Annotated in this window: 25 protein-coding genes; 10 read left to right on the top strand and 15 right to left on the bottom strand. The window is 71.3% G+C overall.

The genetic code is table 11. From position 1 onward, the window contains the following. Positions 1–116: 116 nt before the first annotated feature. The gene (locus AB0I83_RS07775; protein ID WP_363303964.1) at positions 117–1,142 is read right to left on the bottom strand and encodes an ATP-dependent 6-phosphofructokinase; all 1,026 of its coding nucleotides are present in this window, start codon (positions 1,140–1,142) and stop codon (positions 117–119) included. Between the two features lie 230 nt (positions 1,143–1,372). Here AB0I83_RS07775 and pta point away from each other — a divergent pair, with 230 nt between their 5' ends. The 3 genes from pta to pyk all read left to right on the top strand — a co-directional run bounded on the left by pta (position 1,373) and on the right by pyk (position 6,194). Continuing rightward, on the top strand, positions 1,373–3,445 hold the full coding sequence (gene pta, locus AB0I83_RS07770) for a phosphate acetyltransferase (RefSeq protein ID WP_363303963.1): 2,073 nt from the start codon (positions 1,373–1,375) through the stop codon (positions 3,443–3,445). Beyond that, complete coding sequence (locus AB0I83_RS07765) at positions 3,442–4,689, top strand: acetate kinase (protein ID WP_363303962.1); 1,248 nt, start codon at positions 3,442–3,444, stop codon at positions 4,687–4,689. Before pta ends, AB0I83_RS07765 begins: the two co-directional genes overlap by 4 nt. A 74-nt stretch (positions 4,690–4,763) precedes the next feature. After that, complete coding sequence (gene pyk / locus AB0I83_RS07760) at positions 4,764–6,194, top strand: pyruvate kinase (RefSeq protein ID WP_356530936.1); 1,431 nt, start codon at positions 4,764–4,766, stop codon at positions 6,192–6,194. A 94-nt stretch (positions 6,195–6,288) separates the two neighbouring features. On the opposite strand, the gene AB0I83_RS07755 is transcribed toward pyk, so the two are convergent. The 4 genes from AB0I83_RS07755 to AB0I83_RS07740 form a co-directional block, all read right to left on the bottom strand. Then, on the bottom strand, positions 6,289–7,560 hold the full coding sequence (locus AB0I83_RS07755; RefSeq protein ID WP_363303961.1) for a hypothetical protein: 1,272 nt from the start codon (positions 7,558–7,560) through the stop codon (positions 6,289–6,291). Continuing rightward, positions 7,550–8,131, bottom strand: coding sequence for a DUF6114 domain-containing protein (locus AB0I83_RS07750; protein WP_363303960.1), 582 nt, complete (start codon positions 8,129–8,131; stop codon positions 7,550–7,552). Before AB0I83_RS07750 ends, AB0I83_RS07755 begins: the two co-directional genes overlap by 11 nt. Positions 8,132–8,226: 95 nt before the next feature. After that, positions 8,227–8,868, bottom strand: coding sequence for a DUF6230 family protein (locus tag AB0I83_RS07745; RefSeq protein ID WP_356530932.1), 642 nt, complete (start codon positions 8,866–8,868; stop codon positions 8,227–8,229). Between the two features lie 601 nt (positions 8,869–9,469). Beyond that, the gene (locus AB0I83_RS07740; RefSeq protein ID WP_363303959.1) at positions 9,470–10,447 is read right to left on the bottom strand and encodes a tetratricopeptide repeat protein; all 978 of its coding nucleotides are present in this window, start codon (positions 10,445–10,447) and stop codon (positions 9,470–9,472) included. A gap of 316 nt (positions 10,448–10,763) precedes the next feature. Between AB0I83_RS07740 and AB0I83_RS07735 the strand changes: the two genes are divergently transcribed. Beyond that, positions 10,764–11,411 carry a TetR/AcrR family transcriptional regulator gene (locus tag AB0I83_RS07735; RefSeq protein ID WP_363303958.1) on the top strand — a complete coding sequence of 216 codons (648 nt, stop codon included), beginning with the start codon at positions 10,764–10,766 and terminating at the stop codon, positions 11,409–11,411. Between the two features lie 7 nt (positions 11,412–11,418). Here the strand turns inward: AB0I83_RS07735 and AB0I83_RS07730 are convergent, their stop codons facing one another. The 4 genes from AB0I83_RS07730 to AB0I83_RS07715 form a co-directional block, all read right to left on the bottom strand. Then, positions 11,419–13,119, bottom strand: coding sequence for a methylmalonyl-CoA mutase family protein (locus tag AB0I83_RS07730; protein ID WP_356530929.1), 1,701 nt, complete (start codon positions 13,117–13,119; stop codon positions 11,419–11,421). Positions 13,120–13,202: 83 nt separating this feature from the next. After that, on the bottom strand, positions 13,203–13,535 hold the full coding sequence (locus AB0I83_RS07725; protein WP_363303956.1) for a DUF3817 domain-containing protein: 333 nt from the start codon (positions 13,533–13,535) through the stop codon (positions 13,203–13,205). Positions 13,536–13,613: 78 nt separating this feature from the next. Then, positions 13,614–14,123: a MarR family transcriptional regulator gene (locus AB0I83_RS07720; protein ID WP_356530925.1), complete on the bottom strand. Its 510-nt coding sequence runs from the start codon at positions 14,121–14,123 to the stop codon at positions 13,614–13,616. Positions 14,124–14,154: 31 nt separating this feature from the next. Continuing rightward, the gene (locus AB0I83_RS07715; protein ID WP_363303955.1) at positions 14,155–15,492 is read right to left on the bottom strand and encodes an MFS transporter; all 1,338 of its coding nucleotides are present in this window, start codon (positions 15,490–15,492) and stop codon (positions 14,155–14,157) included. A gap of 70 nt (positions 15,493–15,562) precedes the next feature. Here AB0I83_RS07715 and AB0I83_RS07710 point away from each other — a divergent pair, with 70 nt between their 5' ends. Continuing rightward, entirely contained in the window at positions 15,563–16,540 is a 978-nt protein-coding gene (locus tag AB0I83_RS07710; RefSeq protein ID WP_363303954.1) for a DUF5937 family protein, read from the top strand. Positions 16,541–16,562: 22 nt separating this feature from the next. Here the strand turns inward: AB0I83_RS07710 and AB0I83_RS07705 are convergent, their stop codons facing one another. The 3 genes from AB0I83_RS07705 to AB0I83_RS07695 form a co-directional block, all read right to left on the bottom strand. Further along, positions 16,563–17,879, bottom strand: coding sequence for a glycosyl transferase (locus AB0I83_RS07705; RefSeq protein ID WP_363303953.1), 1,317 nt, complete (start codon positions 17,877–17,879; stop codon positions 16,563–16,565). Between the two features lie 158 nt (positions 17,880–18,037). Next, positions 18,038–18,331, bottom strand: coding sequence for an MTH1187 family thiamine-binding protein (locus AB0I83_RS07700; protein WP_031091528.1), 294 nt, complete (start codon positions 18,329–18,331; stop codon positions 18,038–18,040). Next, positions 18,328–18,678: a DUF3817 domain-containing protein gene (locus tag AB0I83_RS07695; protein WP_356530920.1), complete on the bottom strand. Its 351-nt coding sequence runs from the start codon at positions 18,676–18,678 to the stop codon at positions 18,328–18,330. Before AB0I83_RS07695 ends, AB0I83_RS07700 begins: the two co-directional genes overlap by 4 nt. Before the next feature lie 207 nt (positions 18,679–18,885). On the opposite strand from AB0I83_RS07695, the gene AB0I83_RS07690 reads away from it, so the two are divergent. The 4 genes from AB0I83_RS07690 (at position 18,886) to AB0I83_RS07675 (ending at position 21,510) form a co-directional block, all read left to right on the top strand. Next, positions 18,886–19,518, top strand: coding sequence for an AIM24 family protein (locus tag AB0I83_RS07690; protein ID WP_356839767.1), 633 nt, complete (start codon positions 18,886–18,888; stop codon positions 19,516–19,518). Then, complete coding sequence (locus AB0I83_RS07685) at positions 19,518–20,168, top strand: AIM24 family protein (RefSeq protein ID WP_363303952.1); 651 nt, start codon at positions 19,518–19,520, stop codon at positions 20,166–20,168. The genes AB0I83_RS07690 and AB0I83_RS07685 overlap by 1 nt, the downstream gene beginning before the upstream one ends. Then, positions 20,165–20,938, top strand: a complete 774-nt coding sequence (locus AB0I83_RS07680; RefSeq protein ID WP_363303951.1) for an AIM24 family protein — start codon at positions 20,165–20,167, stop codon at positions 20,936–20,938. Before AB0I83_RS07685 ends, AB0I83_RS07680 begins: the two co-directional genes overlap by 4 nt. A gap of 95 nt (positions 20,939–21,033) precedes the next feature. Continuing rightward, complete coding sequence (locus AB0I83_RS07675; RefSeq protein WP_356530917.1) at positions 21,034–21,510, top strand: MarR family transcriptional regulator; 477 nt, start codon at positions 21,034–21,036, stop codon at positions 21,508–21,510. A gap of 6 nt (positions 21,511–21,516) precedes the next feature. Here AB0I83_RS07675 and AB0I83_RS07670 read toward each other — a convergent pair whose 3' ends face one another. Together AB0I83_RS07670 and AB0I83_RS07665 are read right to left on the bottom strand one after the other, a co-directional pair. Continuing rightward, positions 21,517–22,983: an ATP-binding protein gene (locus AB0I83_RS07670; RefSeq protein WP_363303949.1), complete on the bottom strand. Its 1,467-nt coding sequence runs from the start codon at positions 22,981–22,983 to the stop codon at positions 21,517–21,519. After that, a complete protein-coding gene (locus AB0I83_RS07665) occupies positions 22,980–23,639 on the bottom strand; it encodes a response regulator transcription factor (protein WP_356530914.1) in 660 nt (219 codons plus the stop codon). Before AB0I83_RS07665 ends, AB0I83_RS07670 begins: the two co-directional genes overlap by 4 nt. Before the next feature lie 120 nt (positions 23,640–23,759). Between AB0I83_RS07665 and AB0I83_RS07660 the strand changes: the two genes are divergently transcribed. Beyond that, positions 23,760–24,389: a PepSY domain-containing protein gene (locus tag AB0I83_RS07660; RefSeq protein ID WP_363303947.1), complete on the top strand. Its 630-nt coding sequence runs from the start codon at positions 23,760–23,762 to the stop codon at positions 24,387–24,389. A 63-nt stretch (positions 24,390–24,452) separates the two neighbouring features. On the opposite strand, the gene meaB is transcribed toward AB0I83_RS07660, so the two are convergent. Beyond that, on the bottom strand, positions 24,453–25,415 hold the full coding sequence (gene meaB, locus AB0I83_RS07655; RefSeq protein ID WP_363303946.1) for a methylmalonyl Co-A mutase-associated GTPase MeaB: 963 nt from the start codon (positions 25,413–25,415) through the stop codon (positions 24,453–24,455). Positions 25,416–25,419: the final 4 nt, after the last annotated feature.

Here is a 25,419-nt window from a genome sequence, read left to right as displayed (position 1 = left end):
ACTCACGCACGCGAGCGCCGTCCCGCCCGGGCGGGACGGAGGCGGCACCGCCCGGCCCGACGCGGCGTGGCGAGGGGCAGGACGGTCCACGTCGGGCCGGACGGGCCGCGGCGGGATCAGAAGACAGACTCGGCCTCGTACATCCGGTCGCCGGGGACCGTCTTCAGCCGCGTCACGGCGTCCGCCAGCGGGGCCATGACGATCTCGGTGCCGCGCAGCGACGTCATCCGGCCGAAGTCACCACGGTGCACCGCCTCCACCGCGTTCCAGCCGAAGCGGGTCGCCAGCACCCGGTCGTACGCGGTCGGCGTACCGCCGCGCTGCACGTGGCCCAGGATGACCGGCCGGGCCTCCTTGCCGAGGCGCAGCTCCAGCTCGACGGCCAGGCGGTTCCCGATGCCCTGGAAGCGCTCGTGACCGAACTGGTCGATCTCGCCCTTGGCGTACGGCATGGAGCCCGCGGCCGGGTGGGCGCCCTCGGCGACGCAGATGACGGCGAACTTCTTGCCGCGGGCGAAGCGTTCCTCGACCATCTTGACCAGGTCGTCGACCTGGAAGGGCCGCTCCGGGAGGCAGATGCCGTGGGCTCCGCCGGCCATGCCGGACTCCAGCGCGATCCAGCCGGCGTGGCGGCCCATGACCTCGACCACCATGACGCGCTGGTGCGATTCGGCGGTGGTCTTGAGGCGGTCTATGGCCTCGGTCGCGACGCCCACCGCGGTGTCGAAGCCGAAGGTGCGGTCGGTGGCGGAGATGTCGTTGTCGATGGTCTTCGGGACGCCCACGACGGGCATGCCCGCCTCGGACAGCATGCGGGCCGCCGTGAGGGTGCCCTCGCCGCCGATCGGGATGAGGGCGTCGATGCCGTAACGGCGGGACAGCTCCTCGCAGTTCTCCGCGGCCTCGCGCAGCCGGTCACGCTCCAGCCGCGCCGAGCCGAGGATCGTGCCGCCTCGGGCCAGGATGCCGCTGACCGCGTTCAGGTCGAGGGGCCGGAAGTGGCCGTCGAGCAGCCCCTTGAACCCGTCCTCGAAGCCGATGACCTCATCGCCGTGTCCCACCACGGCACGGTGCACGACCGACCGGATCACAGCGTTGAGGCCTGGACAGTCGCCGCCTGCGGTGAGAATTCCGATGCGCATCGTGCTGTGTCTCCTGCTCGCTGGTGCCATGCGTTCCGGGAGCCCCTCGGAAACCCCCGTACCGTGAGCCACGACGATTGTCCCACGCCCGGCCCGGGCCCCGCGCTTCCGGCTTCGCCGGTCAGGGCCCGCAGGTGCCCAGGAGCGGGCAGCGCCCGGCGGGCGGCACGCCTGCCCCGGTGGGTATCGTCAAAGGGGCAATGCCAGCCAAACAGGACGGGAGAGCACGCGTGACGCGCAGCGTGTACGTGACCGGGATCGACCGGGGGGACGGCCGCCAGGTCGTCGATCTGGGAGTCATGGAGCTACTGACGCGTCAGGTTGACCGGGTCGGCGTCTTCCGGCCCCTGCTGCACGACGGGCCCGACCGGCTGTTCGAGCTGCTGCGGGCCCGCTACCGGCTCTCCCAGAGCGCGGAGACCGTGTTCGGCCTCGACTACCAGGCGGCCTCGGCGATACAGGCGGAGAAGGGGACCGACGAGCTGGTCTCCCTGCTGGTCGAGCGCTTCCACCGGGTGGCCCGCGACTACGAGGTCGTGCTGGTGCTCGGCAGCGACTTCGCCGCGACCCAGCTCCCGGACGAACTGGCGCTGAACGCACGGCTCGCCAACGAGTTCGGCGCCTCGGTGATCGCGGTGGTCGGCGGCAAGGACCAGGACGCGGAGTCCGTGCGGGCCGAGACGCGCAACGCCTACCGCGCGTACGCCGGCCTGGGCTGCGACGTCCTGGCGATGATCGTGAACCGGGTGGCGCCCGAGGTCCGGGACGACATCGCCGAGCGGCTCCGGGACCGGCTGCCGGTCCCCTGCTCGGTCCTGCCGGACGATCCGGCGCTGTCCGCGCCCACCGTCGCCCAGATCACCGCCGCGCTCGGCGGAACGGTCCTGCTCGGCGACGACGCCGGCCTGGCCAGGGACGCCATGGACTTCGTCTTCGGCGGGGCGATGCTGCCCAACCTCCTGAAGGCGCTGACCCCTGGCTGCATGGTCGTGACCCCCGGCGACCGGGCCGACCTGGTCGTCGGCTCGCTCGCCGCGCACAGCGCCGGCACGCCCCCCATCGCGGGCGTCCTGCTGACCCTGGACGAACGCCCCGGCGAGGAGATCCTCAGGCTGGCCGCCCGCCTCGCACCGGGCACCCCGGTCGTCGCGGTGACCGGTGGCTCCTTCCCCACCGCAGCCGAACTCTTCTCCCTGGAAGGAAAGTTGAACGCGGAGACACCCCGCAAGGCGGAGACCGCGCTCGGCCTCTTCGAGCGCCACGTGGACACCGGAGCCCTGCTGGACCGGATCTCCGTGGCCCGCAGCGGCCGGGTCACCCCGATGATGTTCGAGCACGAACTGCTGGAGCAGGCCCGCGCCGCCCGGCGCCGCGTCGTCCTGCCCGAGGGCACCGAGGAGCGCGTCCTGCGCGCCGCCGACGTCCTGCTGCGCCGGGACGTCTGCGACCTCACGCTCCTCGGCGAAGTGGAGACCATCCGCAGGAAGGCCGCCGACCTGGGCATCGACCTGGCCGACACCCAGCTCGTCGATCCGCAGACCTCCGAGCTCCGCCAGAGCTTCGCCGAGCGGTACGCGGCGCTGCGCGCTCACCGCGGGGTGACGGTCGAGTTGGCGTACGACGTCGTCTCGGACGTGAACTACTTCGGCACCCTGATGGTGCAGGAGGGTCTGGCCGACGGCATGGTCTCCGGCGCGGTGCACTCCACGGCGGCGACGATCCGGCCGGCCTTCGAGATCATCAAGACCAAGGCGGAGGCCTCGATCGTCTCCTCGGTCTTCTTCATGTGCCTGGCGGACAAGGTGCTGGTGTACGGCGACTGCGCGGTCAACCCGGACCCGGACGCGGCGCAACTCGCCGACATCGCGGTGCAGTCGGCCGTCACGGCGTCCCGCTTCGGCGTGGATCCCCGCATCGCGATGCTGTCGTACTCGACCGGCACCTCGGGCACCGGCGCCGACGTGGAGAAGGTGCGGGAGGCGACCGGGCGGGTACGCGCCTCACGGCCGGACCTGAGGATCGAGGGCCCGATCCAGTACGACGCGGCGGTCGAGCCGTCCGTCGCCGCGACCAAGCTGCCGGCCTCGGAGGTGGCGGGCCGGGCGAGCGTACTGATCTTCCCGGACCTCAACACCGGCAACAACACCTACAAGGCGGTCCAGCGCTCGGCGGGCGCGGTCGCGGTCGGCCCGGTCCTCCAGGGGCTGCGCAAGCCGGTCAACGACCTGTCGCGCGGCGCGCTGGTCCAGGACATCGTCAACACCGTGGCCATCACCGCGATCCAGGCACAGGACCAGGAATGACCGCGCCGACCACCGACCCGACCAGTGAGGGCCCCCGCTCCATGACTGACCCCCATCGCGTACTCGTGCTCAACTCCGGCTCCTCGTCCGTGAAGTACCAGCTCCTGGACATGCGCGACCGCTCGCGGCCGGCCACCGGCCTGGTCGAGCGGATCGGCGAGGCCACCTCCCGGCTGGTGCACACACCGCGGGGCGGGGAGCCCCGCGAGCGCACCGGCAGGATCGCCGACCACGAGCAGGCGCTGAAGGCCGCGGCCGACGAACTGGCTGCCGACGGGCTGGGGCTGGACTCCCCCGAGCTGGCCGCGATCGGCCACCGGGTGGTGCACGGCGGGCTGAGGTTCAGCGAGCCGACCCTGATCACCGACGAGGTGCTGGAGGAGATCGAGCGGCTCGTCCCGGTGGCCCCGCTGCACAACCCGGCGAACATCACCGGGATCCGTACGGCGCGGGCGCTCCGCCCGGACCTGCCGCAGGTCGCGGTCTTCGACACGGCGTTCCACACGTCGATGCCGGAGCACGCGGCCCGCTACGCCATCGACGTGGAGACGGCGGACGCGCACCGCATCCGGCGTTACGGCTTCCACGGCACCTCGCACGCGCACGTCTCGCGCCGGACGGCCGAGCTGCTCGGCCGTCCGGTGACCGACGTGAACGTGATCGTGCTGCACCTGGGCAACGGCGCCTCGGCCTCGGCGGTGGAGGGCGGCCGGTGCGTGGACACGTCCATGGGACTGACCCCCTTGGAGGGCCTGGTCATGGGTACGCGTTCCGGCGACATCGATCCGGCTGTCACCTTCCACCTGAAGCGGGTGGCGGGGATGTCGACGGACGAGATCGACGTCCTGCTGAACAAGAGGAGCGGCCTGGTCGGCCTCTGCGGCGACAACGACATGCGGGAGATCCGGCGCCGGGTGGACGAGGGCGACGAGCGGGCGGCGCTCGCCTTCGACGTCTACATCCACCGGCTGAAGAAGTACATCGGCGCCTATTCGGCGGTGCTCGGCCGGGTGGACGCAGTGGTGTTCACGGCGGGGGTCGGGGAGAACTCGGCTCCGGTACGCGAGGCTGCGCTCGCCGGGCTGGAGGGGTTCGGCCTGGCCGTGGACCCGGACCGCAACGCGGTGCGGTCCGGCGAACCCCGGCTGATCTCGCCCGACGGCGCACGGGTGGCGGTCGCCGTCGTACCCACGGACGAGGAGCTGGAGATCGCCGGTCAGACCTTCGACCTGGTCCACAACTGAGCGGACCCGCGCCCCTTTGTATCTTCCACCAGACGGAATATTCCGCACTGAAACAAACCGATAGGATCCGCCTCATGCGCCGTTCCAAAATCGTCTGCACCCTCGGTCCCGCCGTCGACTCCCATGAGCAGCTCGTCGCTCTGATCGAGGCCGGCATGAGCGTGGCCCGTTTCAACTTCAGTCACGGTACCCACGAGGAGCACCAAGGCCGTTACGACAGGGTCCGCAAGGCCGCCGCCGAGAGTGGCCGCGCCGTCGGCGTGCTCGCCGACCTCCAGGGGCCGAAGATCCGCCTCGGGAAGTTCGCCGAGGGGCCGGTCGAGCTGGTCCGCGGGGACGAGTTCGTCATCACCTCCGAGGACGTGCCCGGCGACAAGTCGGTGTGCGGCACCACCTACAAGGGGCTGCCCGGCGACGTCACCAAGGGTGACCCGATCCTGATCAACGACGGCAACGTCGAGCTGAAGGTCGTCTCCGTCGACGGCCCCCGGGTCACGACGATCGTCATCGAGGGCGGTGTCATCTCCGACCACAAGGGCATCAACCTGCCCGGCGCGGCGGTCAACGTCCCCGCACTGTCGGAGAAGGACGTCGACGACCTCCGGTTCGCCCTGCGGATGGGCTGCGACCTGGTCGCGCTCTCCTTCGTCCGGGACGCCGAGGACGTCAAGGACGTGCACAAGGTGATGGACGAGGAGGGCCGCCGGGTCCCCGTCATCGCCAAGGTCGAGAAGCCGCAGGCGGTCGAGCACATGGAGGGCGTCGTCGCCGCCTTCGACGGTGTGATGGTGGCCCGCGGCGACCTCGCCGTCGAGTACCCGCTCGAGAAGGTCCCGATGGTGCAGAAGCGCCTCATCGAGCTGTGCCGCCGCAACGCCAAGCCGGTGATCGTGGCGACCCAGATGATGGAGTCGATGATCACCAACTCGCGGCCGACCCGCGCCGAGGCGTCCGACGTCGCCAACGCGATCCTGGACGGCGCGGACGCGGTCATGCTGTCGGCGGAGTCGTCCGTCGGCGCGTACCCGATCGAGACGGTCAAGACGATGTCGAAGATCGTCGTCGCCGCCGAGGAGGAGCTCCTGTCCAAGGGCCTCCAGCCTCTCGTGCAGGGCAAGAAGCCGCGTACACAGGGCGGTTCGGTGGCACGCGCCGCCGCCGAGATCGCGGACTTCCTCGACGGCAAGGCACTGGTCGCGTTCACCTCGTCCGGTGACACCGCCCGCCGCCTCTCGCGCTACCGCGCCGCGCAGCCGATCCTGGCCTTCACCACGGACGAGTCCACCCGCAACCAGCTCGCGCTCAGCTGGGGCGTCGAGTCCCACGTGGTGCCGCACGTGAACAACACGGACGCGATGGTCGACCTGGTCGACGAGGAGCTCCTGAAGCTGAACCGCTACAGCACCGGCGACGTCATGGTGATGACCGCCGGCTCGCCCCCCGGTGTCGCCGGCACCACGAACATGGTCCGGGTCCACCACCTGGGCGGCGAGAAGCGCGACTGACCCGCCCGGCACACGGCTGCGGCCCGCACCCCCGTGGGAACGGGGATGCGGGCCACAGCCGGTCTGCGGCTCCCGGACGGGTCCGGACCACCGGTCAGCTGTTGCCGCCGGTGAAGTAGTTCTGCAGGCCGGGGACCTTGAGCGAGCCGCCGAACTGGCCGGCCTGGGTCACCTTGACGTTCGTGAAGAAGGCGAAGGGCACGTTCAGCGGCGGCGGGGTCTCCGGGCTGAAGGTGATCGGGATGATGCCGAAGAGGTTGCCCTTCAGCTCCTCCGTGTACAGGGTCACCGTGCCGTTGCGGATGGTGGAGGTCGAGCCCCCCTCCGCCTTGACGTGCCCGGTGGTACCGGCCGGACCGGTCGTCAGCTGGTGCAGGTCCTTGATGTCGATGGAGTCCGCGGTGAACTTCAGGACCTTCTTGACCTTGCCGCTGTACGTCTTCACCTCGACGATGCCCGCGTAGTCGAGGCCGGTGAGGGTGAGCTTCGAGCTCTCCAGGATCCACGGGTCGTCCGGGAGCAGCGGGATGCCCTGCTCCAGGTCGGCCGCGGCGAGCGCCTTCGGGTCGGAGGTCGGGCAGGGGAAGCGCTCCTTGGCGCCGTCCGGGATGTCCTTGTCCTTGACCGGGTCGAGGCCCTTGACGTCGTCGTCGAGCTCCTCGACGTCCTTGCCCGCCTTCTCGGCCGCCTCGCGGATGGCGTCGGTGGTCTTGTCGACCGTGTCCTTCGCCGCCTCCGTGGCCTTCTCCACCGGCTCGGTGGTCGCGGGGGCGCTCTCCGACGGCTTCGGGGTCTCCGTGGTGGCGCTGGGGGACGGCTCGGCCGTCTCCTTGTCCGGTCCGTCGAAGAGGTCCTTGAGGGCGTCGCCGACACCGAGCGGGTCGAGCGGGTTCTTCGACTTGGTGGGCGTGGGAGTGGCCGACGGGGCGGCCTTGTCCTCAGGGGTCTCCTCGGACGTGCCCTCCCCGGACGCGCTCGCACTCGCCGAGGGCTTCGGCGTCTCGGCGGCGTCGTCCTTGCCGCCGTCGTCCTTGCCCGCATCGTCCTTGCCCGCATCGCCGGACGCTGTGGCGGTCGGGGTCGGCTTCGCCTCGGGCTCCTGCGACTCGGCCGGCTCGTCGGAGCGGGTCACACAGGGGCCGGCGGCGAACGGGATGTCCGAACTGTCGTCGGCCATCGCGAGCTTCGGGGTGAGACCCATTCCGACGAAGACGGCGGTCGGCATCGCGGCGAGCGCGAACGCCTTCTTGCCCGCGGGCATGTGCAGCTTCGTCATCAGCGATTTCCTGGGGGCCGCGTGGCGGGGCCCTCTTCGCTCCGGGGCGTCCTGCCCCAAGTCGTTGATCCGGCCTTCGTCAGACCGCACGATGCCTCCCTCCGTCGGCCTCGACCGCACCGTCGAAGCGCATCGGCTGCGGGGCGGCCGAGGTCCCCTGGAACTCGTGGCCGTACTCGTGCGTCGCGGTGTCGTCGGCCTCGGGTGTCCGCGCCTCACGGGCCTCGAACGACTCCGCGTGCCCGGTGTCCCGGGCGCCCTTCGCGTCGCCGGGTACCCAGGCGATGGAGAGGGCTCCGCCGAGGAGCGAGAAGACGAAGCCGACGACGAAGCCGCCTATGTTGGCGACGGGTATGGAGATCAGCGCGAGCAGGATCGCCGCGACACCGGCGAACACCCTGACGATGGAGTGGAACCACATGGTGAGGCCCAGCGTGACGAGCAGGACCCCGATGATCAGCGATCCCGCACCCGCGGTGGTCGACATCGCGATCGTCATGTTGCCGAGGTGCATGTTGGCGTACGGGAAGTACGCGATGGGTACACCACCCAGGATGGTGAAAAGGCCCGCCCAGAACGGCCGGTTACCCCGCCAGGTGCGGAATCCCCGCCGGTAGACGGTGAGGTGGTGCTCGTTCTGCCCTGTGGACTCGGGGCTCATGGAAAACAGCTCCCTGGAACCGGTACTTCTGTGAGAAGAGAAGGGGTGGGCGGCCGGAGGTCCGCAGGGAACACTCCGGCCACCCGGGCGAGTGCTTAGAAGCACTCCTTGACGCCCTTGTGGAGCTTCAGGCTCAGGTTGCTGAGCTTGAAGGTGCCGGCGGTGGTCGCCCACGCCGTCTGCTCCACGTTGCTCAGCGTCGCCGTCTCGGCGCGCTGCGCGAAGCCGTTCGGGTTGACGGCCTTCTCGGTGCCGGACTGGATACCGGGCTTACCCATCGAACCGGCGGCGACGCCGATGTCGATCTTCTCGAAGTACGCGTCCGCGTCGAGCTGGGCCACGTCGAGGTACAGGTTCGTCGCCTCGACAGGCTTCTTCGGGTCGGTGCCCGCGCTCAGCTGCAGGCTGACGCTGCCGAGACCGAAGGGCAGGTCAGGCGTGACCACCGACTGGCACATGTTGGTGATCGTGGCGCTGCTGAAGCCGGAGACGGCAACCGGGTGAGCGGCGTCGTTGCCCTTGAGGTCCTTGCCGACAGCGACGCTGCCGTACTGGACGAAGTCCTTACCGACGAGCTTGTCGGTACTGACCTTGAAGCTCTGACCGGACACGCTGAACGACGCGGCGAGCGCACCCTGCGCCAGGCCGACGCCGACTGCGGCGGTCGCGACGACGCTCGGCACCATGACCAGAGCGAAACGCTTCCATCTGGTACCACCGCGAACCTGCGAAATCATCAATTTCCTCCTTCTCGGACGTACATCTCCGGTACGGGCATCGTGCCCGCCCTGGGATGGGAGAAGTGCTACGTCCTCGGGAAGGAGAGCGCCCGGACCGGAGGCGCGTACCGCATCCGAATCACCGGCGATCACCCCCGAGCGACAACCACTGGCCGCGCGTCTGCGCGGCCGGTTTCCGGACAGGCCCTGCCCAGGGGCAGGAACCCCCCTGTCCGCGTTCGGCGCCACTGCCGCCGAACACCCGGTGGGGACCCAACTGGACCCACCTGCGCGACTGACGTCGGGCCGGTGGGTATTGGACCGAGCGTGGCCGATCGTGGTGCATTCGCGGCCGTGACACAAGGGGGGTCGTTACTCGCTAGTAACGGCCCGATAACCAGGACACGACATGGGGGTACCGTCCGGCCACACAGGGTGGCACCGAAGGGGCGTGCGAATGGGGAAAATCCGCCCCTGAACCGGACAGAACCAAGGGGGCGCTTTACTGCCAGTAACAGCGCGTACTTTTGTCAAGTTTTGGTAAAGCGCAGGCATTCGTTGTCGTCCGCCCGCGAAAACGGCCGTGGTGCCCGGCGGGCTCCACGGCCGTGTTGTCACATCAGAACAAGACGCGCGCCAACGCGGTCCGGGCGGCGACGACCCGGGGATCGTCGGGGCCGATCACCTCGAAGAGTTCCAGGAGCCGCAGCCGTACCGCGTCGCGGTCGTCACCGAAGTTGCGGCGGACCGTCTCGACGAGCCGCCCGAAGGCGTCCTCGACGTGGCCGCCCACGAGGTCCAGATCGGCCGCGGCCAGTTGCGCGGCGGGCTGGGCCGGGTTCTCCGCGGCCTCCTTGCGGACCTGCTGCGCGTCCAGACCCGCGACACGGCCGAGCAGCTCGGCCTGGGCGAGGCCCAGCTTGGCCTCGGTATTGACCGGATCGTCGGCCAGCACGCTCCTGTACGCCCGGACCGCGCCGTCGAAGTCGTTGGCGTCCAGTGCCTGCGCGGCGGCCTCCAGCAGCGCGTCGTACGGTCCGGCGGGCACCTCGGCGGGAACGCTCTCTGCGTCACCGGCCTCCGCGTCCGCGTCGACGACGATCCCGGTGAGTCCGAACCGCTCCTCACCGACCTGGATCAGCTGGTCGAGCGTCTGGCGGATCTGGCTCTCGGGGGCCGCCCCCTGGAAGAGCGGGAGGGCCTGCCCGGCAACCACGGCGAAGACCGCCGGGATGCCCTGGATCCCGAACTGCTGCATCAGCATCTGGTTGGCGTCGACATCGACCTTGGCCAGCAGGAAGCGGCCGTTGTACTCGACGGCGAGGCGCTCCAGGAGCGGACCGAGCTGCTTGCACGGCTCGCACCACTCGGCCCAGAAGTCGATGACGACCGGGACTTCGGCGGAGCGCTGGAGGACGTCGTTCTCGAAGCCCGCCTCGTCGACGTCGATCACCAGGGAGGCGGGCGACACGGCACCGGGGCCACCCTGCCGGGCGGACTCCGCGCGGGCCTGCTCGGCCTTCACCTTGGCCTCGCCGGCCGCCTTCACAGCGGCGAGGTCGACGACGCCGCTCATGGACATGTTCCTAGGCTGCATGCGTACATCCTCCCCCCTGCGCGCGCTGCTGCGAAAAGCGATCCGCGAACCACCCCCGTCCACAGCCGTGCCGGCGTGCGCGGCGCGTGGACGGAAGCGGTCCCGAGGCCCTGAAAACCCCGCGGTCGGCTCCGGGTCCCCACCCGGTGCCTGTGGTTGTCGATCGGTCGTGGCGCGACGACGGCGGACCGTCGCTTCTTACGCTACGACCCGTAGCGTAACTGTCCGGCCCCCCTCCGGGGCAAGAGCACGCGGTGATCTGTCTCACGGGCTCCGGGGCCGGTCAGCTGTACTTACTGGCCGGTATGGTCTGCCCATGCTGAGCCGCAGCCCTACCGAACCCGCCCGATCCGGACGTCCTCGCAAGCCCGAGGCCGACGCCGCGATCCTGGAGGCGACGCGTGCTTCCCTCGTCGACCTCGGCTGGTCGAAGTTGACGATGGGCGACGTGGCGACGCGGGCCGGGGTCGCCAAGACGACCCTGTACCGCCGCTGGGCCGGCAAGAACGAACTGGTCGTGGACGCGGTCGCCGTCCTCTTCGACGAACTGGAACTCCCCGACCTGGGCAGCCTGGCGGCCGACGTGGAGGCCGTGGTGCTCCAGTTCGCCGCGCTGCTGGAGCGGCCGGAGACCAAGACGGCGCTGATGGCGGTCGTCGCGGAGTCGACACGCGACGAGGCCCTGCGGGACCGCATACGCAACTCGATCGTGGCCCGGCAGAAGCGGCTGGTCCTGCAGGGTCGCGAGCGGGCCGAGGAGCGCGGGGAACTGCCCCTGGAACCCGACCCCGCGGTGGCGGCCCGCACCGTCGACCTGATCTTCGACGTGATCGCCGGCGCGGTGGTGCACCGGGCACTGGTGAGCGCCGAGCCCGTCGACGCCGACTGGGCCCAGCGCTTCACCCTGCTGCTGCTCTCGGGACTGGGAGCCGCGTCCTCTCCCGAGGAATCCCCCGAGGGCTGATACGGCCTCAGAAGCCGGGCGGCTCCGTGTAGACGCCCCACTCGTCGCGCAGCACCCCGCAGATCTCGCCCAGGGTCGCCTCGGCCCGTACGGCCTCCAGCATCGGCGCGATCATGTTCGAACCGTCGCGCGCGGAGGCCAGCATCGCGTCCAGCGCCCCACGGACCCGCGCGTCGTCGCGGCCCTCCCTGCGCGCGGTGAGCCCGCGCACCTGGTCCCGTTCCACCTCGTGGCTGACGCGCAGGATCTCCAGGTCACCCGTGACGGACCCGTGGTGGACGTTGACGCCGACGACGCGCTTCTCGTCCTTCTCCAGCGACTGCTGGTACCGAAAGGCCGACTCGGCGATCTCCCCGGTGAACCAGCCGTCCTCGATGCCGCGCAGGATCCCCGAGGTCATCGGCCCGATGGGGTGCTTGCCGTCCGGGTGGGCACGGGTGCCCCGCTCCTTGATCTGCTCGAAGATCCTCTCGGCGTCGGCCTCGATCCGGTCGGTGAGCTGCTCGACGTACCACGAACCGCCCAGCGGGTCCGCGACGTTGGCGACGCCGGTCTCCTCCATGAGCACCTGCTGGGTGCGCAGCGCGATCTCGGCCGCCTGCTCGGAGGGGAGCGCGAGGGTCTCGTCCAGGGCGTTGGTGTGCAGCGAGTTGGTCCCGCCGAGGACGGCGGAGAGGGCTTCCACCGCGGTGCGCACGACGTTGTTGTACGGCTGCTGGGCGGTGAGCGAGACGCCCGCGGTCTGGGTGTGGAAGCGGAGCCACTGCGCCTTGTCGGTCTTCGCGCCGTACGTCTCCTTCATCCAGCGGGCCCAGATGCGACGGGCCGCGCGGAACTTGGCGATCTCCTCGAAGAAGTCGAGGTGCGCGTCGAAGAAGAAGGAGAGGCCGGACGCGAAGGCGTCGACGTCGAGGCCTCGGGAGAGCCCGAGTTCGACGTAGCCGAAACCGTCGGCGAGGGTGTACGCGAGCTCCTGCGCGGCCGTGGAACCCGCCTCGCGGATGTGGTAGCCGGACACCGAGAGCGGCTTGTAGGCGGGGATGTCGCGGGCGCAGTGCTCCATCAGGTCGCCGATGAGGCGCAGATGGGGCTCGGGCTGGAAGAGCCACTCCTTCTGCGCGATGTACTCCTTGAAGATGTCGGTCTGGAGCGTGCCGTTGAGCACGGCGGGGTCGACGCCCTGCCGCTCCGCGGCGACCAGGTACATGCAGAAGACGGGGACGGCGGGCCCGCTGATCGTCATCGAGGTGGTGACGTCGCCGAGCGGGATGTCCTGGAAGAGGACCTCCATGTCCGCGGCGGAGTCGATGGCGACGCCGCAGTGGCCGACCTCGCCCAGCGAGCGGGCGTCGTCGGAGTCGCGCCCCATCAGGGTCGGCATGTCGAAGGCGACGCTGAGTCCGCCGCCGCCGTTGGCCAGGATGGTCTTGTAGCGCGCGTTGGTCTGCTCGGCGTTCCCGAAGCCGGCGAACTGGCGGATGGTCCAGGTGCGGCCCCGGTAGCCGGTGGGGTGCAGTCCCCGGGTGAAGGGGTACTCGCCGGGCCAGCCGATCCGTTCGAATCCCTCGTACGCATCGCCGGGGCGGGGCCCGTACACGGGCTCCACCGGGTCCCCGGAGAGCGTGGTGAAGTCCGCGTCGCGCTTGCGGGCCTTGTCGTAACGGGCCTGCCAGCGCCGGCGGCCTTCCTCGATCGCGTGAGCGTCCATGGTACGAATTTACTAGGACGTCCTAGTAAATGTCGATGGCAAACCGCCCGGCGCTTCGCGCGGGGCGGTTCGGGTGGCGCGGTTCAGGCCTTGACGGCCTGCGGGGAGCCGTCGGTGATCAGCGGCTCGACCTCCTTGGCCACCTTGCGCTCGACGAAGAACGCGGCGGTGGGGATCGTGCCGGAGACCAGTACCCAGAGCAGCTTGCCGACCGGCCACTTCGCCTTGGAACCGAGGTCGAAGGCGAAGATCAGGTAGATGATGTAGAGGACACCGTGGATCTGCGAGACGACGAGCGTCAGACCCTCACCGGTGTCGAAGCCGTACTTGAAGACCATGCAGAGGCACAGGATCAACAGCATGACGGCGGTGACGTAGGCCATCACCCGGTAGCGGGTCAGCACACTGCGTTTCATGGCATCGAGCGTAACCGGACGACCCGGGCGATCTTGCGGCACCCTGCCCCTCGCGACCGCGGCACCGCGCCCGGCCTTCTAGCGGTCCTCGAAGTCCTGGGCGGCGACCCGCAGCGGGCGCAGCATCGCGAAGATCTCGGCGCACTCCTCCTCGTCGTACGCCCCCAGCCCGAAGTCCATCGCCATCAGGTCCTGGCTCGCCGCCTCAACCACCTCGCGGCCCCTGTCCGTGATCGAGGCGAGGGTTCCGCGCCCGTCGTTGGGGTTGGGTCGCTTGTCGACGAGACCCGACCGCACCAGCCGGTCCACGGTGTTGGTCACGGAGGTCGGGTGCACCATCAGCCGCTCGCCGATCTTGGACATCGGCAGCTCACCGGCCTGGGAGAAGGTGAGCAGGACCAGTGCCTCGTAGCGGGCGAAGGTCAGGCCGTACGGCTTGACCACCGCGTCCACCTCCGCCAGCAGGATCTGCTGCGCGCGCATGATCGAGGTGATCGCGCCCATCGAGGGCACCGGCCCCCAACGCCGGTGCCAGAGTTCCTCGGCGCGGGCGATGGGGTCGAAGGGGAGGCTGAGCGGCTTCGGCACGGCACGACCTTACCCACTGGTCACATGTCGGTCATGCCTGTCTCGCACTTCGGTACCGGACGCGCGTTCTACGCACCTCCAGGGCGAGCAGGACCGTGCAGACGGTGCCGACCGCGCCCGAGCAGGCGACCACCTGGTGCACCGGGAGGAACTCCGCGGCGAGCCCTGCGAGGGCCATCCCGAGCCCCTGGACCGTCATCAGACCGGCGGTGAGCAGGGTCATCGCCCGGCCCCTGAGGTGCTCGGGCACCGCCTCGACGAACCACTGGTCGAGCCCGATGACGTACGCCGCACCGGCGCCGGCCAGCACGAGGACCGCCAGGGAGAGGGCCGTGCCCGGGCGGGAGGCGTACAGCACCAGGGGCAGCAGCCCGGCGGCCGCCACCGGCAGCACGATCCGGGAGCGGGCGCGCGGGCCGAGGACGGTCCCCGCGTACACCTCGGCGCCGATGTGGCCCACGGCCATCGCGCACATCATCAGACCGAGTGCGGCGGGTCCGGCGCCGATCGCGTCCGCGTACGGGGCGGCGAGCGCCTCCGGGGCGACCACGAAGAACGCGGGCACCCAGAAGAGGAGCAGCAGCCCCCTGATCTCGCGGTCGCCGAGGACGGCGCGCGCCCCGGCGAGCGACTCCTTCAGCAGCGCTCCGCCGTCGCCCGCCCCGGTGCGGGCGGGGCGCGCGCGGGTGCCGAGGCGCAGGAGCGCGGCCGAGCAGAGGAACGTGACCACGGTGACGGTGATCGCCCCGCGGGGGGACAGTGCCGCGAGCAGCACCCCGCCGGCGCCGAAGCCGATGAGCAGGGCGCTCTGCGAGACGAGACGCAGCAGCGAGCGCCCGAGTACGTAGAGCGGCCCCTCACCGAGGATGTCCGTGAGGGCGGCGGTCCGCGTCCCGGTGAAGACGGGCGCGACCGCCGCGACCAGGCAGCGCAGCGCGAGGAGGCCGCCGACGGGGGTGCCGGGAAGCACCATCACGGCCACGCAGCCGGCGCAGACCAGGTCGCAGGCGACGAGCACCCGCCGGGCGGGGTAGCGGTCGGCCACCCCGGCGAAGAGGGTGCCGCCCACGATGTACGGGAGGAAGCCGAGCGCGAAGGTGAGGGCGGAGAGCAGTGGCGAGCCGGTGAGGTCGTAGACGAGGACGGTGAGCGCGAGTTCGCTGACGACGACGCCCAGCAGGGAGAGCAGGTGGGCGGCGAAGACCGCCCGGAACTCCCGTACGGCGAACACGGCACGGTAGCCCGCCTCGCGAGGGGGCGGAACGGGGCGGGGGCGCCCCGGGCCGGCCCCGGACGGGTCGTCGGCGGTGGCGGTGGCGGTGGAGGTGTCGCGGGGGTCGCCCGCCGGGGTGGAGGTGTCGCTCGGCATGGACGCAGCGTGGGGGAAGGGGCCCGGCTGTGCGTAGACTTTCGGCTGACGCCGAAAGTCGAGTGGGTCCATGCCGTTCCACCTGCACTTCGGCGAGAGCGATCTGCTGCGCTGCCGATTCGCGCTCTCGCCGCTCTGGGAGACCCAGGCCGCCGTACGGCTCCTGGCGCACCCCGGGGCGCACGGCTACCACCTGCCCTGGCTGCGCCGTATCCGCGAGGACGCGGCGGCGCTCGACCTCACCCCGCTGTGGCTGCTCATGCCGGACGGCGGACACAATCCCGACTTCGTCTCCCCGCCGCCCGTGGGTCCCGCCACCACGTTCGAGGAGGAGATCGCGGGCGTACGCGCGGTCGATCCGCGCGTCGCACGGGACGACATGGCGCAGGCACTCGCGGGAAGACCGGACTCCCCCGCCGGACGCCGCATGCTGGCCGACCCGGCTCGGACCGTACGCGAACTGGCGGATCTGCTGGAGCGCGCCTGGCAGGTCATGGTCGAGCCGCACTGGCCCCGGCTGCGCGCCCTGCTGGAAGCGGACATCGCCTACCACTCACGCCGCCTCGCCGAGGTCGGCTTCGAGCGGCTGCTCGGCGAGATCAGCCCGCAGCTGCGCTGGACGGACTCGACCCTGACGGTGGCCGGCACCAGGGGCGACCACACCCGGGTGCTCGGCGGCCGGGGACTCGTCCTGATGCCCAGCGTCTTCGTCTGGCCGGACGTGGTCGGCGGGCACGAGCCGCCCTGGCAGCCGGCCGTGATCTACCCGGCACGCGGGATCGGCGGCCTGTGGACACGGGCCGCCGACCGGACACCGGACGCGCTCGCCCGGCTGCTGGGCAGGGCACGCGCCGACGTGCTGTGCGCCCTGGACGAACCGGCCGGGACCAGCGCGCTGGCGCACCGGCTCGCCCTCGCCCCCTCCTCCGTGTCGGCGCACCTGTCGGTGCTGCGCGCGGCGGGCCTGCTCACCTCCCGGCGGTACGGACACCAGGTGCTGTACGAGCGCACACCGCTCGGCATCGCGCTCGCGGCCCAGGAGGCCTGAGCGAACGGCCCTGCCCGCGCCGTCAGTTCCCTCTAGCGGCAGCGGCGGTCCGGCCCTGCCCGGCCTCCCGGGCGGGGCGCTCCGCGCGGATCCGGCGCTCCCGCAGCAACGTGCGGGACCGCGTCACGGCAGGCAGCAGGGCTGCGGGCAGGGCGAGCACGGACCAGGGGCTCATCGGGAACAGCAGCCAGGTCAGCGCGCAGAGCGCCGGGCCGGCGTACGCCACGGGGCGGTCGAGGAGCAGCAGCGTGTAGCCGAGGAGCCGGCCGGGCGGCACCCGGAACAGCGCCTTGCCGTACAGCGGCAGCAGAGTCCGGTGCAGCCCCCGCGATCCGTCCTGCGGGAGACCGTACGCCCCTCCGGCGCCCGGTGCGCCCGGGGTGTGGACGGAGCGCCAGTACCGGCCGGTCAGCGGGTTCCGGCGCCGGTGGATCTCGAGGCCGGTGGCCGTGTCACGGGCGGCCGGGGCCCGGAACCCTCCGGCCCGGCGCAGGGCCTCCACCCGTACGACGGTGACGGTGCCGGCGAGCAGCGGGGCGCCGTAGCGGTTGCCCGCGCGCTGGGCCAGCGCCCGGAGGGAGGCCCGCCGCGGCTCCGGGCCGTGGTCCGCGTGGACCTGGGCACCGACGGCGAAGGCGGTGTCCGGGTCCCGGAAGCAGCCCGTCGTCCGTTCCAGGAGGTCCGGGCCCGGGACGTGGCCGGGCGCGGCCGAGACCAGGAGCACGTAGGCGTCACCGTGCTTGGCGACCCAGGCGTTGTGGTTGCCGTGCTCCGCCCCGGCCCGGTGCGGACCCTCCTCCTGGTTCCACTCGGGCACCCCTCGGCGGGTGAAGTGGTGCACACCGAGCTCGGCGCAGAGCATCCTGGCCTCGGGTTCGTCGCCGTCGTCGAGCAGCCAGACGTCCAGGGGCCCGGGATGCCGCAGCCGGACGGCGCCCTCCAGCACGGCCCGGACCGCCGGGAGCGACTCCTCTCCCGGAAGGTGCGTGACGAGGAAGGCGACCGGGGTGCCCGGCTCGGGTGCCGCGGGTACCGGCTCCGACGCCACCCGGATGGCGTGGACGACCAGGACCGCGTTGACGAGCACGACCGGCGCGAGCAGACAGAGGGCGACCAGCGCCACGGTGCCCGCGAGCGCGGACCGGTCCCCGGCCGCACGCGTGAGGAAGGCACCGAGCAGCAGCAGCGCGGTGAGCACGGGGGCGAGCGCCGCCAGGAGGACCGTTCCCGTCGGGCCCCTCCCGGCGGGGGCGGGAGCCAGGTACCGCGTCCGGTACGCCGTCACGGGGCGCCTGTCGGGCCGCCCGCGTTCGTCGTGGTCGTTTCCCTCCGACGGCATCGCTCCTCCAACGGTCGAATATGCCGGTGTCCCCACACAAGGTGAGATCCGGCAGGGTGTCGACCCGGCAGGTCCGAGTGAGCGGATTTCTTCCGTCGAACGGAAGAACCCCCGGCGCGTGACGGCGGCGGGGGTTCCGAGGGGCGGGCGGACGGGTCTCAGCCCGCGAGGTGCCGTTCCACGGTCTCGACCTTGGAGGTCAGGCCATCGGTGACACCCGGCCTGATGTCGGCCTTGAGCACCAGCGAGACGCGGCCCGCCCGTGCCTCGACGGCCGCGACGGCGCGCTTGACGACGTCCATGACCTCGTCCCACTCACCTTCGACGGAGGTGAACATCGCGTCCGTGCGGTTGGGCAGTCCGGACTCGCGGACGACGCGCACGGCGTCGGCGACGTACTCGCCGACGTCCTCCCCGACACCCAGGGGACTGACTGAGAAGGCGACGATCACGCGTTCACCTTGCCCTCGGCGCGGGCGCGGGCGGCGATGACGCCGTCGGCCTCGTACTTCTTGAGCAGCCTCTCGCCGTAGAGCCCGCCGAAGGGGACGACCGCGAGGAAGAAGAACAGGGCGACGCGCTTGAGGGGCCACTTGGCCTTGACCCACACGTCCACCAGGAAGATGACGTAGATCGTGAAGAGGATGCCGTGCAGCGCGCCGAGGGGCGGCATCAGGAAGTCGATGTCCGAGACCCGCATGAGCAGCGAGCCGAAGATGAGCAGCGCCGGGAAGGAGAGCGCCTCGGGAAGCGAGATGAGGCGCAGCCGGTGCAGGGCGGAAGCGGTCTTGATGTCCACGAGGGCACCTTCGGTGGGAGGGGCGTGTCGGCTTGTGAACGCAGGCACAAGCACAGCCATTGTGGCATCGCTCCCGGCCTGCGGGGGCAGGGGGTCCTGTCCGGCCCCGCTGCGCGTATCGGCGCATATCAGGGTCACGTCGGGGTCGGGATCGGCCACCGGGCCCTGTCCGCCGGGCTCCCTTGCGGCTAACGTCGCACCGTGGCGATGTTCCGACTGCAAGGCAGCAAGACACTGGCCGTCGACCTGACAGGCGATGCCGTCAAGGCGAAGAACGGCTCGATGGTCGCGTACGACGGCCGGATGGACTTCAAGAAGATGTCCGGCGGCGGTGAGGGGATCCGCGGCATGGTGACCCGCCGCCTGACCGGCGAGCAGATGGTGATGATGGAGGTGAAGGGGCAGGGCACCTGCTATTTCGCCGACCGCGCGAGCGAGATCAACCTGGTGTCGCTGCACGGCGACAAGCTGTACGTCGAGGCCAGCAATCTGCTGGCCACCGACGCGGGGCTGCGTACCGGCACCACCTTCACGGGGCTGCGCGGCGGGGCGACCGGCAACGGCCTCTTCACCACCACCGTCGAGGGCACCGGCCAGGCGGCGATCATGTCGGACGGCTCCGCCGTGGTGCTGCGGGTGACCCCGCAGTACCCGCTGAACGTCGATCCGGGCGCCTACATCGCCCATCAGGGCAGGCTCCAGCAGCACTTCCAGTCCGGGGTGAACTTCCGGACGATCATGGGTGAGGGCTCCGGGGAGTCCTTCCAGATCCGCTTCGAGGGCGAGGGCCTCGTGTACGTCCAGCCCAGCGAACGGAACACCGTGGGGGGCGACGTCTGATGCCGTTCCGCGAGATCAACTCGAAGATGGTCGAGGCCACGGTGGCCCCCGGCCAGAAGATGTACAGCCAGCGCGGCGCGATGCTCGCGTACCGGGGCGACGTGTCGTTCACCCCGAACATCCAGGGCGGACAGGGCGGCCTGGGTTCGATGATCGGCCGGCGGGTGGCGAACGAGGCGGCGCCCCTGATGACCGTCGAGGGAAGCGGGACGGTGATGTTCGGCCACGGCGGCCATCACATCCAGGTGATCGGCCTGGCCGGCGACACCCTCTACGTGGAGGCCGACCGGCTGCTCGCCTTCGACGGGACGCTCCGGCAGGGCACGATGTTCATGGGCTCGCAGGGCGGGGTGATGGGCATGGTGCGCGGCCAGGTGACCGGGCAGGGACTGTTCACGACCACGCTCGAGGGACACGGCGCGGTGGCCGTGATGGCGCACGGCGGGGTGATCGAGCTGCCGATCACCCCGGGGAGGCCGGTGCACGTGGACCCGCAGGCATACGTCGCCCACCACGGGGACGTGACGAACAAGCTGTCCACCGCGCTCGGCTGGCGGGACATGGTGGGGCGCGGTTCCGGTGAGGCGTTCCAGCTGGAGCTCAGCGGCAGCGGAGCGGTGTACGTCCAGGCGTCGGAGGAGAAGCTGTGAGCACGCCCGTGATCCTGGATCCGACGACGCTGCCGTCGGACGACAACGTCAACGCGTACACCTTCTGCGTGGAGCTCAAGGGGAGCCAGTGGTTCCTGCAGAAGGGCAAGATGATCGCCTACTACGGGCAGATCGACTTCAACGGGATAGGGCACGGCCGGTTCGAGCGCCTGATCCGCACGAGCTTCCACTCCCCGCTGCACGTGAGCGACTGGGTGGTGGCCGAGGGCAGCGGCAAGATGCTGCTCGCCGACCGGGCGTTCGACGTGAACTCCTTCGACCTGGAGGACGGCAACCTGACGATCAGGTCCGGCAACCTCCTGGCGTACCAGCCGACCCTGGCGCTCAAGCAGTCGATCGTGCCGGGTTTCCTGACCCTGATCGGGACGGGGAAGTTCGTCGCCGCGTCCAACGGTCCGGTGGTCTTCATGGAGCCGCCGGTGCGGGTGGACCCGCAGGCGCTGGTGGGTTGGGCGGACTGCCCCTCCCCCTGCCACCACTACGACCACGGCTACATGACGGGGGTGATGGGCGGGCTGCGCTCGCTCACCGGGATCGGCGGCACCTCGGGCGAGGAGCACCAGTTCGAGTTCGTCGGGGCGGGCACCGTGCTGCTCCAGTCGACGGAGGTGCTGATGGCCGAACAGGCGACCGGCGCCGTCCCCCACGAGCCCGGTGTGCCGGGGAGCGGCCCCGGCGCCGGTCAACACGGCTCCGCACCCCGCATGCCCGGTCAGCTGGGGGACCTCCAGCGTCGCTTCGGCCTGTAAACGATAGTCTGCGGAGTGTGACGCCCGGCAGTGCGTGCGAGGGGTCACACTCCCCGACTTCGTCCGGCTTTCAACATCTTAGGTAGAATCCATACATGGAGACCGAGACTGCCACCCGCTGGCTGAACGACGCGGAGCAGTGCGCCTGGCGCACCCACCTTGACGTCAGCAGGCTGCTGACACACCAGCTGGAGAAGGACCTCCAGCCGTTCGGCCTGACCATGAACGACTACGAGATCCTGGTCAACCTCTCGGAGTCGGACGAGCAGCGCATGCGGATGAGTGACCTCGCCGCGGCCACCCTGCAGTCCAAGAGCAGGCTCTCGCACCAGATCACCCGCATGGAGAACGCCGGCCTGGTGCGGCGCCAGCACTGCGAGTCGGACCGGCGCGGGCTGTTCGCGGTCCTCACGGACCTCGGCGCCGAGACCATGCGCAAGGTCGCGCCCCACCACGTCGATTCGGTGCGCAGGCACTTCATGGACCTGCTGTCGCCCGAGGCACTCGCCGAACTGCACGCCGCCCTGACCCCGATCGCGGACCACCTGCGCGGCCACCGCGGCAAGCCGTAGCCCTCGTCAGCCGTTACGTGCCTGCCGCCCCGGGTCCGTCGCGGCCCCGCCGGGCAGCCGGAGGGTGAACCGGGCGCCGCCGTCCCGGGCGGCGCCGGCCGTGAGAGTGCCCCCGTGCCGTGAGGCCACGTCGCGGGCGATGGCCAGGCCCAGCCCCGCTCCCCCGTCGTCACGGCTGCGGGCGTCGTCCAGCCGTACGAAGCGCTCGAAGATCCGGTCACGCTCCGGCTCGGGCACCCCGGCCCCGTCGTCGGTGACCTCCACGACCACGTCGCCCCGGTCCGCCCGCACCGACACCGCGACCGAACGCACGGCGTGGCGTTCGGCGTTGTCGAGGAGGTTGCCCAGGACCCTGGCCAACTGGGCCCGCGAGCCGGTGACTTCCAGCGCGTCCGGGTCCCGTACCGACACCGCGGGTCCGATCCGGTCCGCCGCGCGCCGGGAGACCTCCTCACGGACCAGGGTGCCCAGATCGACCGCCGTACGCCCGGGGCGCTCCCCCGCGTCCAGCCGGGCCAGCAGCAGCAGGTCGGCGGCCAGCGCCTGCAGGCGGACGGTGTCGGCGACGGCTCCGGGCACGTCGAGCAGCTCCGGGTGGGCCTCCCCCACCTCCAACTGGGTGCGCAGCGAGGCGATCGGGCTGCGCAGCTCGTGCGAGGCGTCCGCGACGAAGCGCCGTTGCCGGTCCACCGAGGCCTCCAGCACGGTCAGGGTCTCGTTGGTCGTGCGGGCCAGCCGTGCCACCTCGTCGCGCGAGTCCGGTTCGGGCACCCGGCGGCCGAGGTCCTCGGAGGCAGTGATCGCGGCGAGCTCGCGCCGGATGCCCTCGACCGGGCGCAGCGCGCGCCGGGTGACCAGCCAGGTCACCCCGGCGACCACGAGGAGCAGGACGGGCAGCCCGGTCAGCATGGAGGTGCGTACGGTGCTCACGGCCTCCTGTTCGGCCGCGAGCGGGGCGCCCGCGTGGACGGTCAGCGTGACGTCCCGCGACGTGGTCACCTCGACCGCGGCGAACCGGTAGTCGGCCCGCTCGCCGTCGACCGTGGCGGTGCCGTTCGTGAAGTCCGGTGTGTCGGAGGAGACCTCGCGGCGGGCGGGGTCGTTCCCGTCGTCGTCACCACCGTCGTCATCGTCGTCACCGGCGCTCGGGGCGGCGGCCGACGGCACGGGCACCACCCGCGTCACCCCCGTGCCCGAGACGGCCTCCAGATCCTTCGACACGGCCACCACGCGCCCCGCTTCGTCGGTCACCTGGACGGGGTGGACCTCCTCGTCGCCCAGGTCCAGTCCGGCGTACGGCACGTCCAGCGCGAGTTGTCCGGCCACCTCACGCGCGGCCACCTCCGCCTCCAGACCGGCCCGGTCAGTCAGGTTGCCGCGCAGCACCAGCAGGACGGCCAGCCCCGCGGCCGTCAGGGCCACGGCGACGACGAGGGTCGCCCCCAGCGCGGCCCTGGCCCGTACGGACCTCACAGCGCCTCCAGCCGGTAGCCCGCGCCGCGGACCGTGCGGATCGACGGGGCGCCGAGCTTGCGCCGCAGGGTGCTGACGTAGACCTCGACGATGTTCGGGTCGCCGTCGTAGGCGAAGTCCCAGACGTGTTCCAGGATGTCCGCCTTGCTGACCACCTCGCCGGCCCGCAGCACCAGTTGCTCCAGGACGGCGAACTCCTTGGCGGTGAGAGCGATCTCGTCCTCGCCCCGGTGCACCCGGCGGGCGGCGGTGTCCATCCGCAGCGTGCCGGCGGTCAGCACCGGCGAGGCGGAACCACCGCGTCGGCGCAGGAGGGCCCGGACCCGGGCGACCAGCACGACGTAGGAGAACGGCTTGGTCAGATAGTCGTCGGCGCCGGTGTCGAGACCCTCCGCCTCGTCGTACTCCCCGTCCTTGGCGGTCAGCATCAGGATGGGCATCTCGTGACCGGCGGCGCGCAGCGCGGCGCAGATCCGGTAGCCGTTCATCCCGGGCAGCATGATGTCGAGGACCACCAGGTCGTGGACGCCCTCACCGGCCAGGTGCAGGCCCTCCAGGCCGTCGTGCACGACGTCGACGGCGAAGCCCTCGGCGGTGAGCCCCCGTGCCAGGGACGTCGCCAGGCGCTTCTCGTCCTCCACGATCAACAGACGCATGGGGACAGCCTCCCAAACCGAACCTGAAGACGCCTTCAGCCGGCTTCAGGCTGCGTTCAGCATCGGACCGCGAGTGTGGATCCCGTCGAAGAGCACATCCCATCGCCGGAGGAACACACCATGAAGCGCAACATCGCCGTCGCCGCTCTCACCGCCGCCGTCCTGGTCGGAGGCGGGCTCGTCACGACCGCCGCCTTCGCCGACTCCGACAGCGGCGGGAAGGACGACCGGACAGCGGGCGCGGACCGGGACGCCGCGACCGGCGGGACCGCGACGAAGCAGCGGATCACCGTGGACGAGGCCGTGGCCGCCGCGCTGAAGGCCGTGCCCGGCACGGTCACCGAGGCCGAGCTCGACGAGGACGACGACACGGCCCGCACGGTCTGGGAGCTCGACGTGTACGGCTCCGACAAGGCCTGGCACGACGTGAAGGTGGACGCGGGCAGCGGCAAGGTGCTGTCGGACCGCCCGTCCGACGACAACGACGACCGCGACCGCCGCGCGCCCCGTTCGGCAGCCGTCGGGCTCGACGCGGCGGTGAAGGCGGCGCTGGCCGACCGGCCCGGCACGGTGACGTCCGTGGACCTGGACGACGACGGGGACGACGGCGCGAAGGCCGCGCCGCACTGGGAGGTCGACGTCACGGGCAAGGGCGGCAGCGGCCACGAGCTGCGCGTCGACGCGAAGAGCGGCAAGGTCACGGCGGACCGTGCCGACGACAACGACAACGACGGTAACGACGACGACTGACTCCGGGCCCGCACTCCTCAGGAGACGGGCTCCCCGGGCGGCCCGCACGCCGCCCGGGAACCCTCAGTTGCCGCTGGTGAGCCCCGCGACCAGCTCGTCCGCCGCCGCGTACGGGTCGAGGCCGCCGGCCACGATCCGTACGGCGAGCGCGCCCAGCCGGCGGTCGCCGTGCAGATCGGCGATCCGCTCACGGAGCGCGGTGACGGCGATCGTCTCGACCTCGCGGGCCGCGCGCGCCGTGCGGCGCTCGGCCAGGACCCCGTGCTCCTCCATCCACGCCCGGTGCTTCTCGAGCGCCTCGACGACCTCGTCGATGCCCTCGCCCCGGGCGGCGACCGTCTTCACGATCGGCGGCCGCCAGTCTGCGGGGCCCCGGGACTCCCCCAGGCCCAGCATGTGGTTGAGCTCGCGGGCGGTGGCGTCCGCACCGTCCCGGTCGGCCTTGTTGACGACGTACACGTCGCCGATCTCCAGGATTCCGGCCTTGGCCGCCTGGATGCCGTCGCCCATGCCCGGGGCGAGGAGGACGACCGAGGTGTCGGCCTGGGAGGCGATCTCCACCTCCGACTGGCCGACCCCCACGGTCTCCACGAGGACCACGTCGCAGCCCGCCGCGTCCAGCACCCGGATCGCCTGCGGAGCCGACCAGGCGAGCCCGCCCAGATGGCCGCGGGTGGCCATCGAGCGGATGTAGACGCCCGGGTCGGAGACGTGGTCCGACATCCGGATCCGGTCACCGAGGAGTGCTCCCCCGGAGAAGGGCGACGACGGGTCGACGGCGAGGACGCCCACCCGCTTGCCCGCCTTCCGGTAGGCGGAGACCAGGGCCGAGGTCGAGGTGGACTTCCCGACACCCGGCGATCCGGTCAGGCCGACGACGTAGGCCCGGCCCGCGAGCGGCGCCAGGGCGGCCATCACCTCACGCAGGTGCGGCGAGGCTCCCTCCACCAGGGAGATGAGCCGGGCCACCGCGCGCGGCCGGCCCTCCCGCGCCTGCTCGACCAGGGTGGGGACGTCCACCTTCACACTC

The organism is Streptomyces sp. NPDC049970, from assembly GCF_040660235.1.
In the GTDB taxonomy this organism is placed as follows: Bacteria; Actinomycetota; Actinomycetes; order Streptomycetales; family Streptomycetaceae; genus Streptomyces.
Note: the sequence above shows the minus strand (reverse complement) of the source record. Positions and strands in the feature narration are given on the sequence as shown.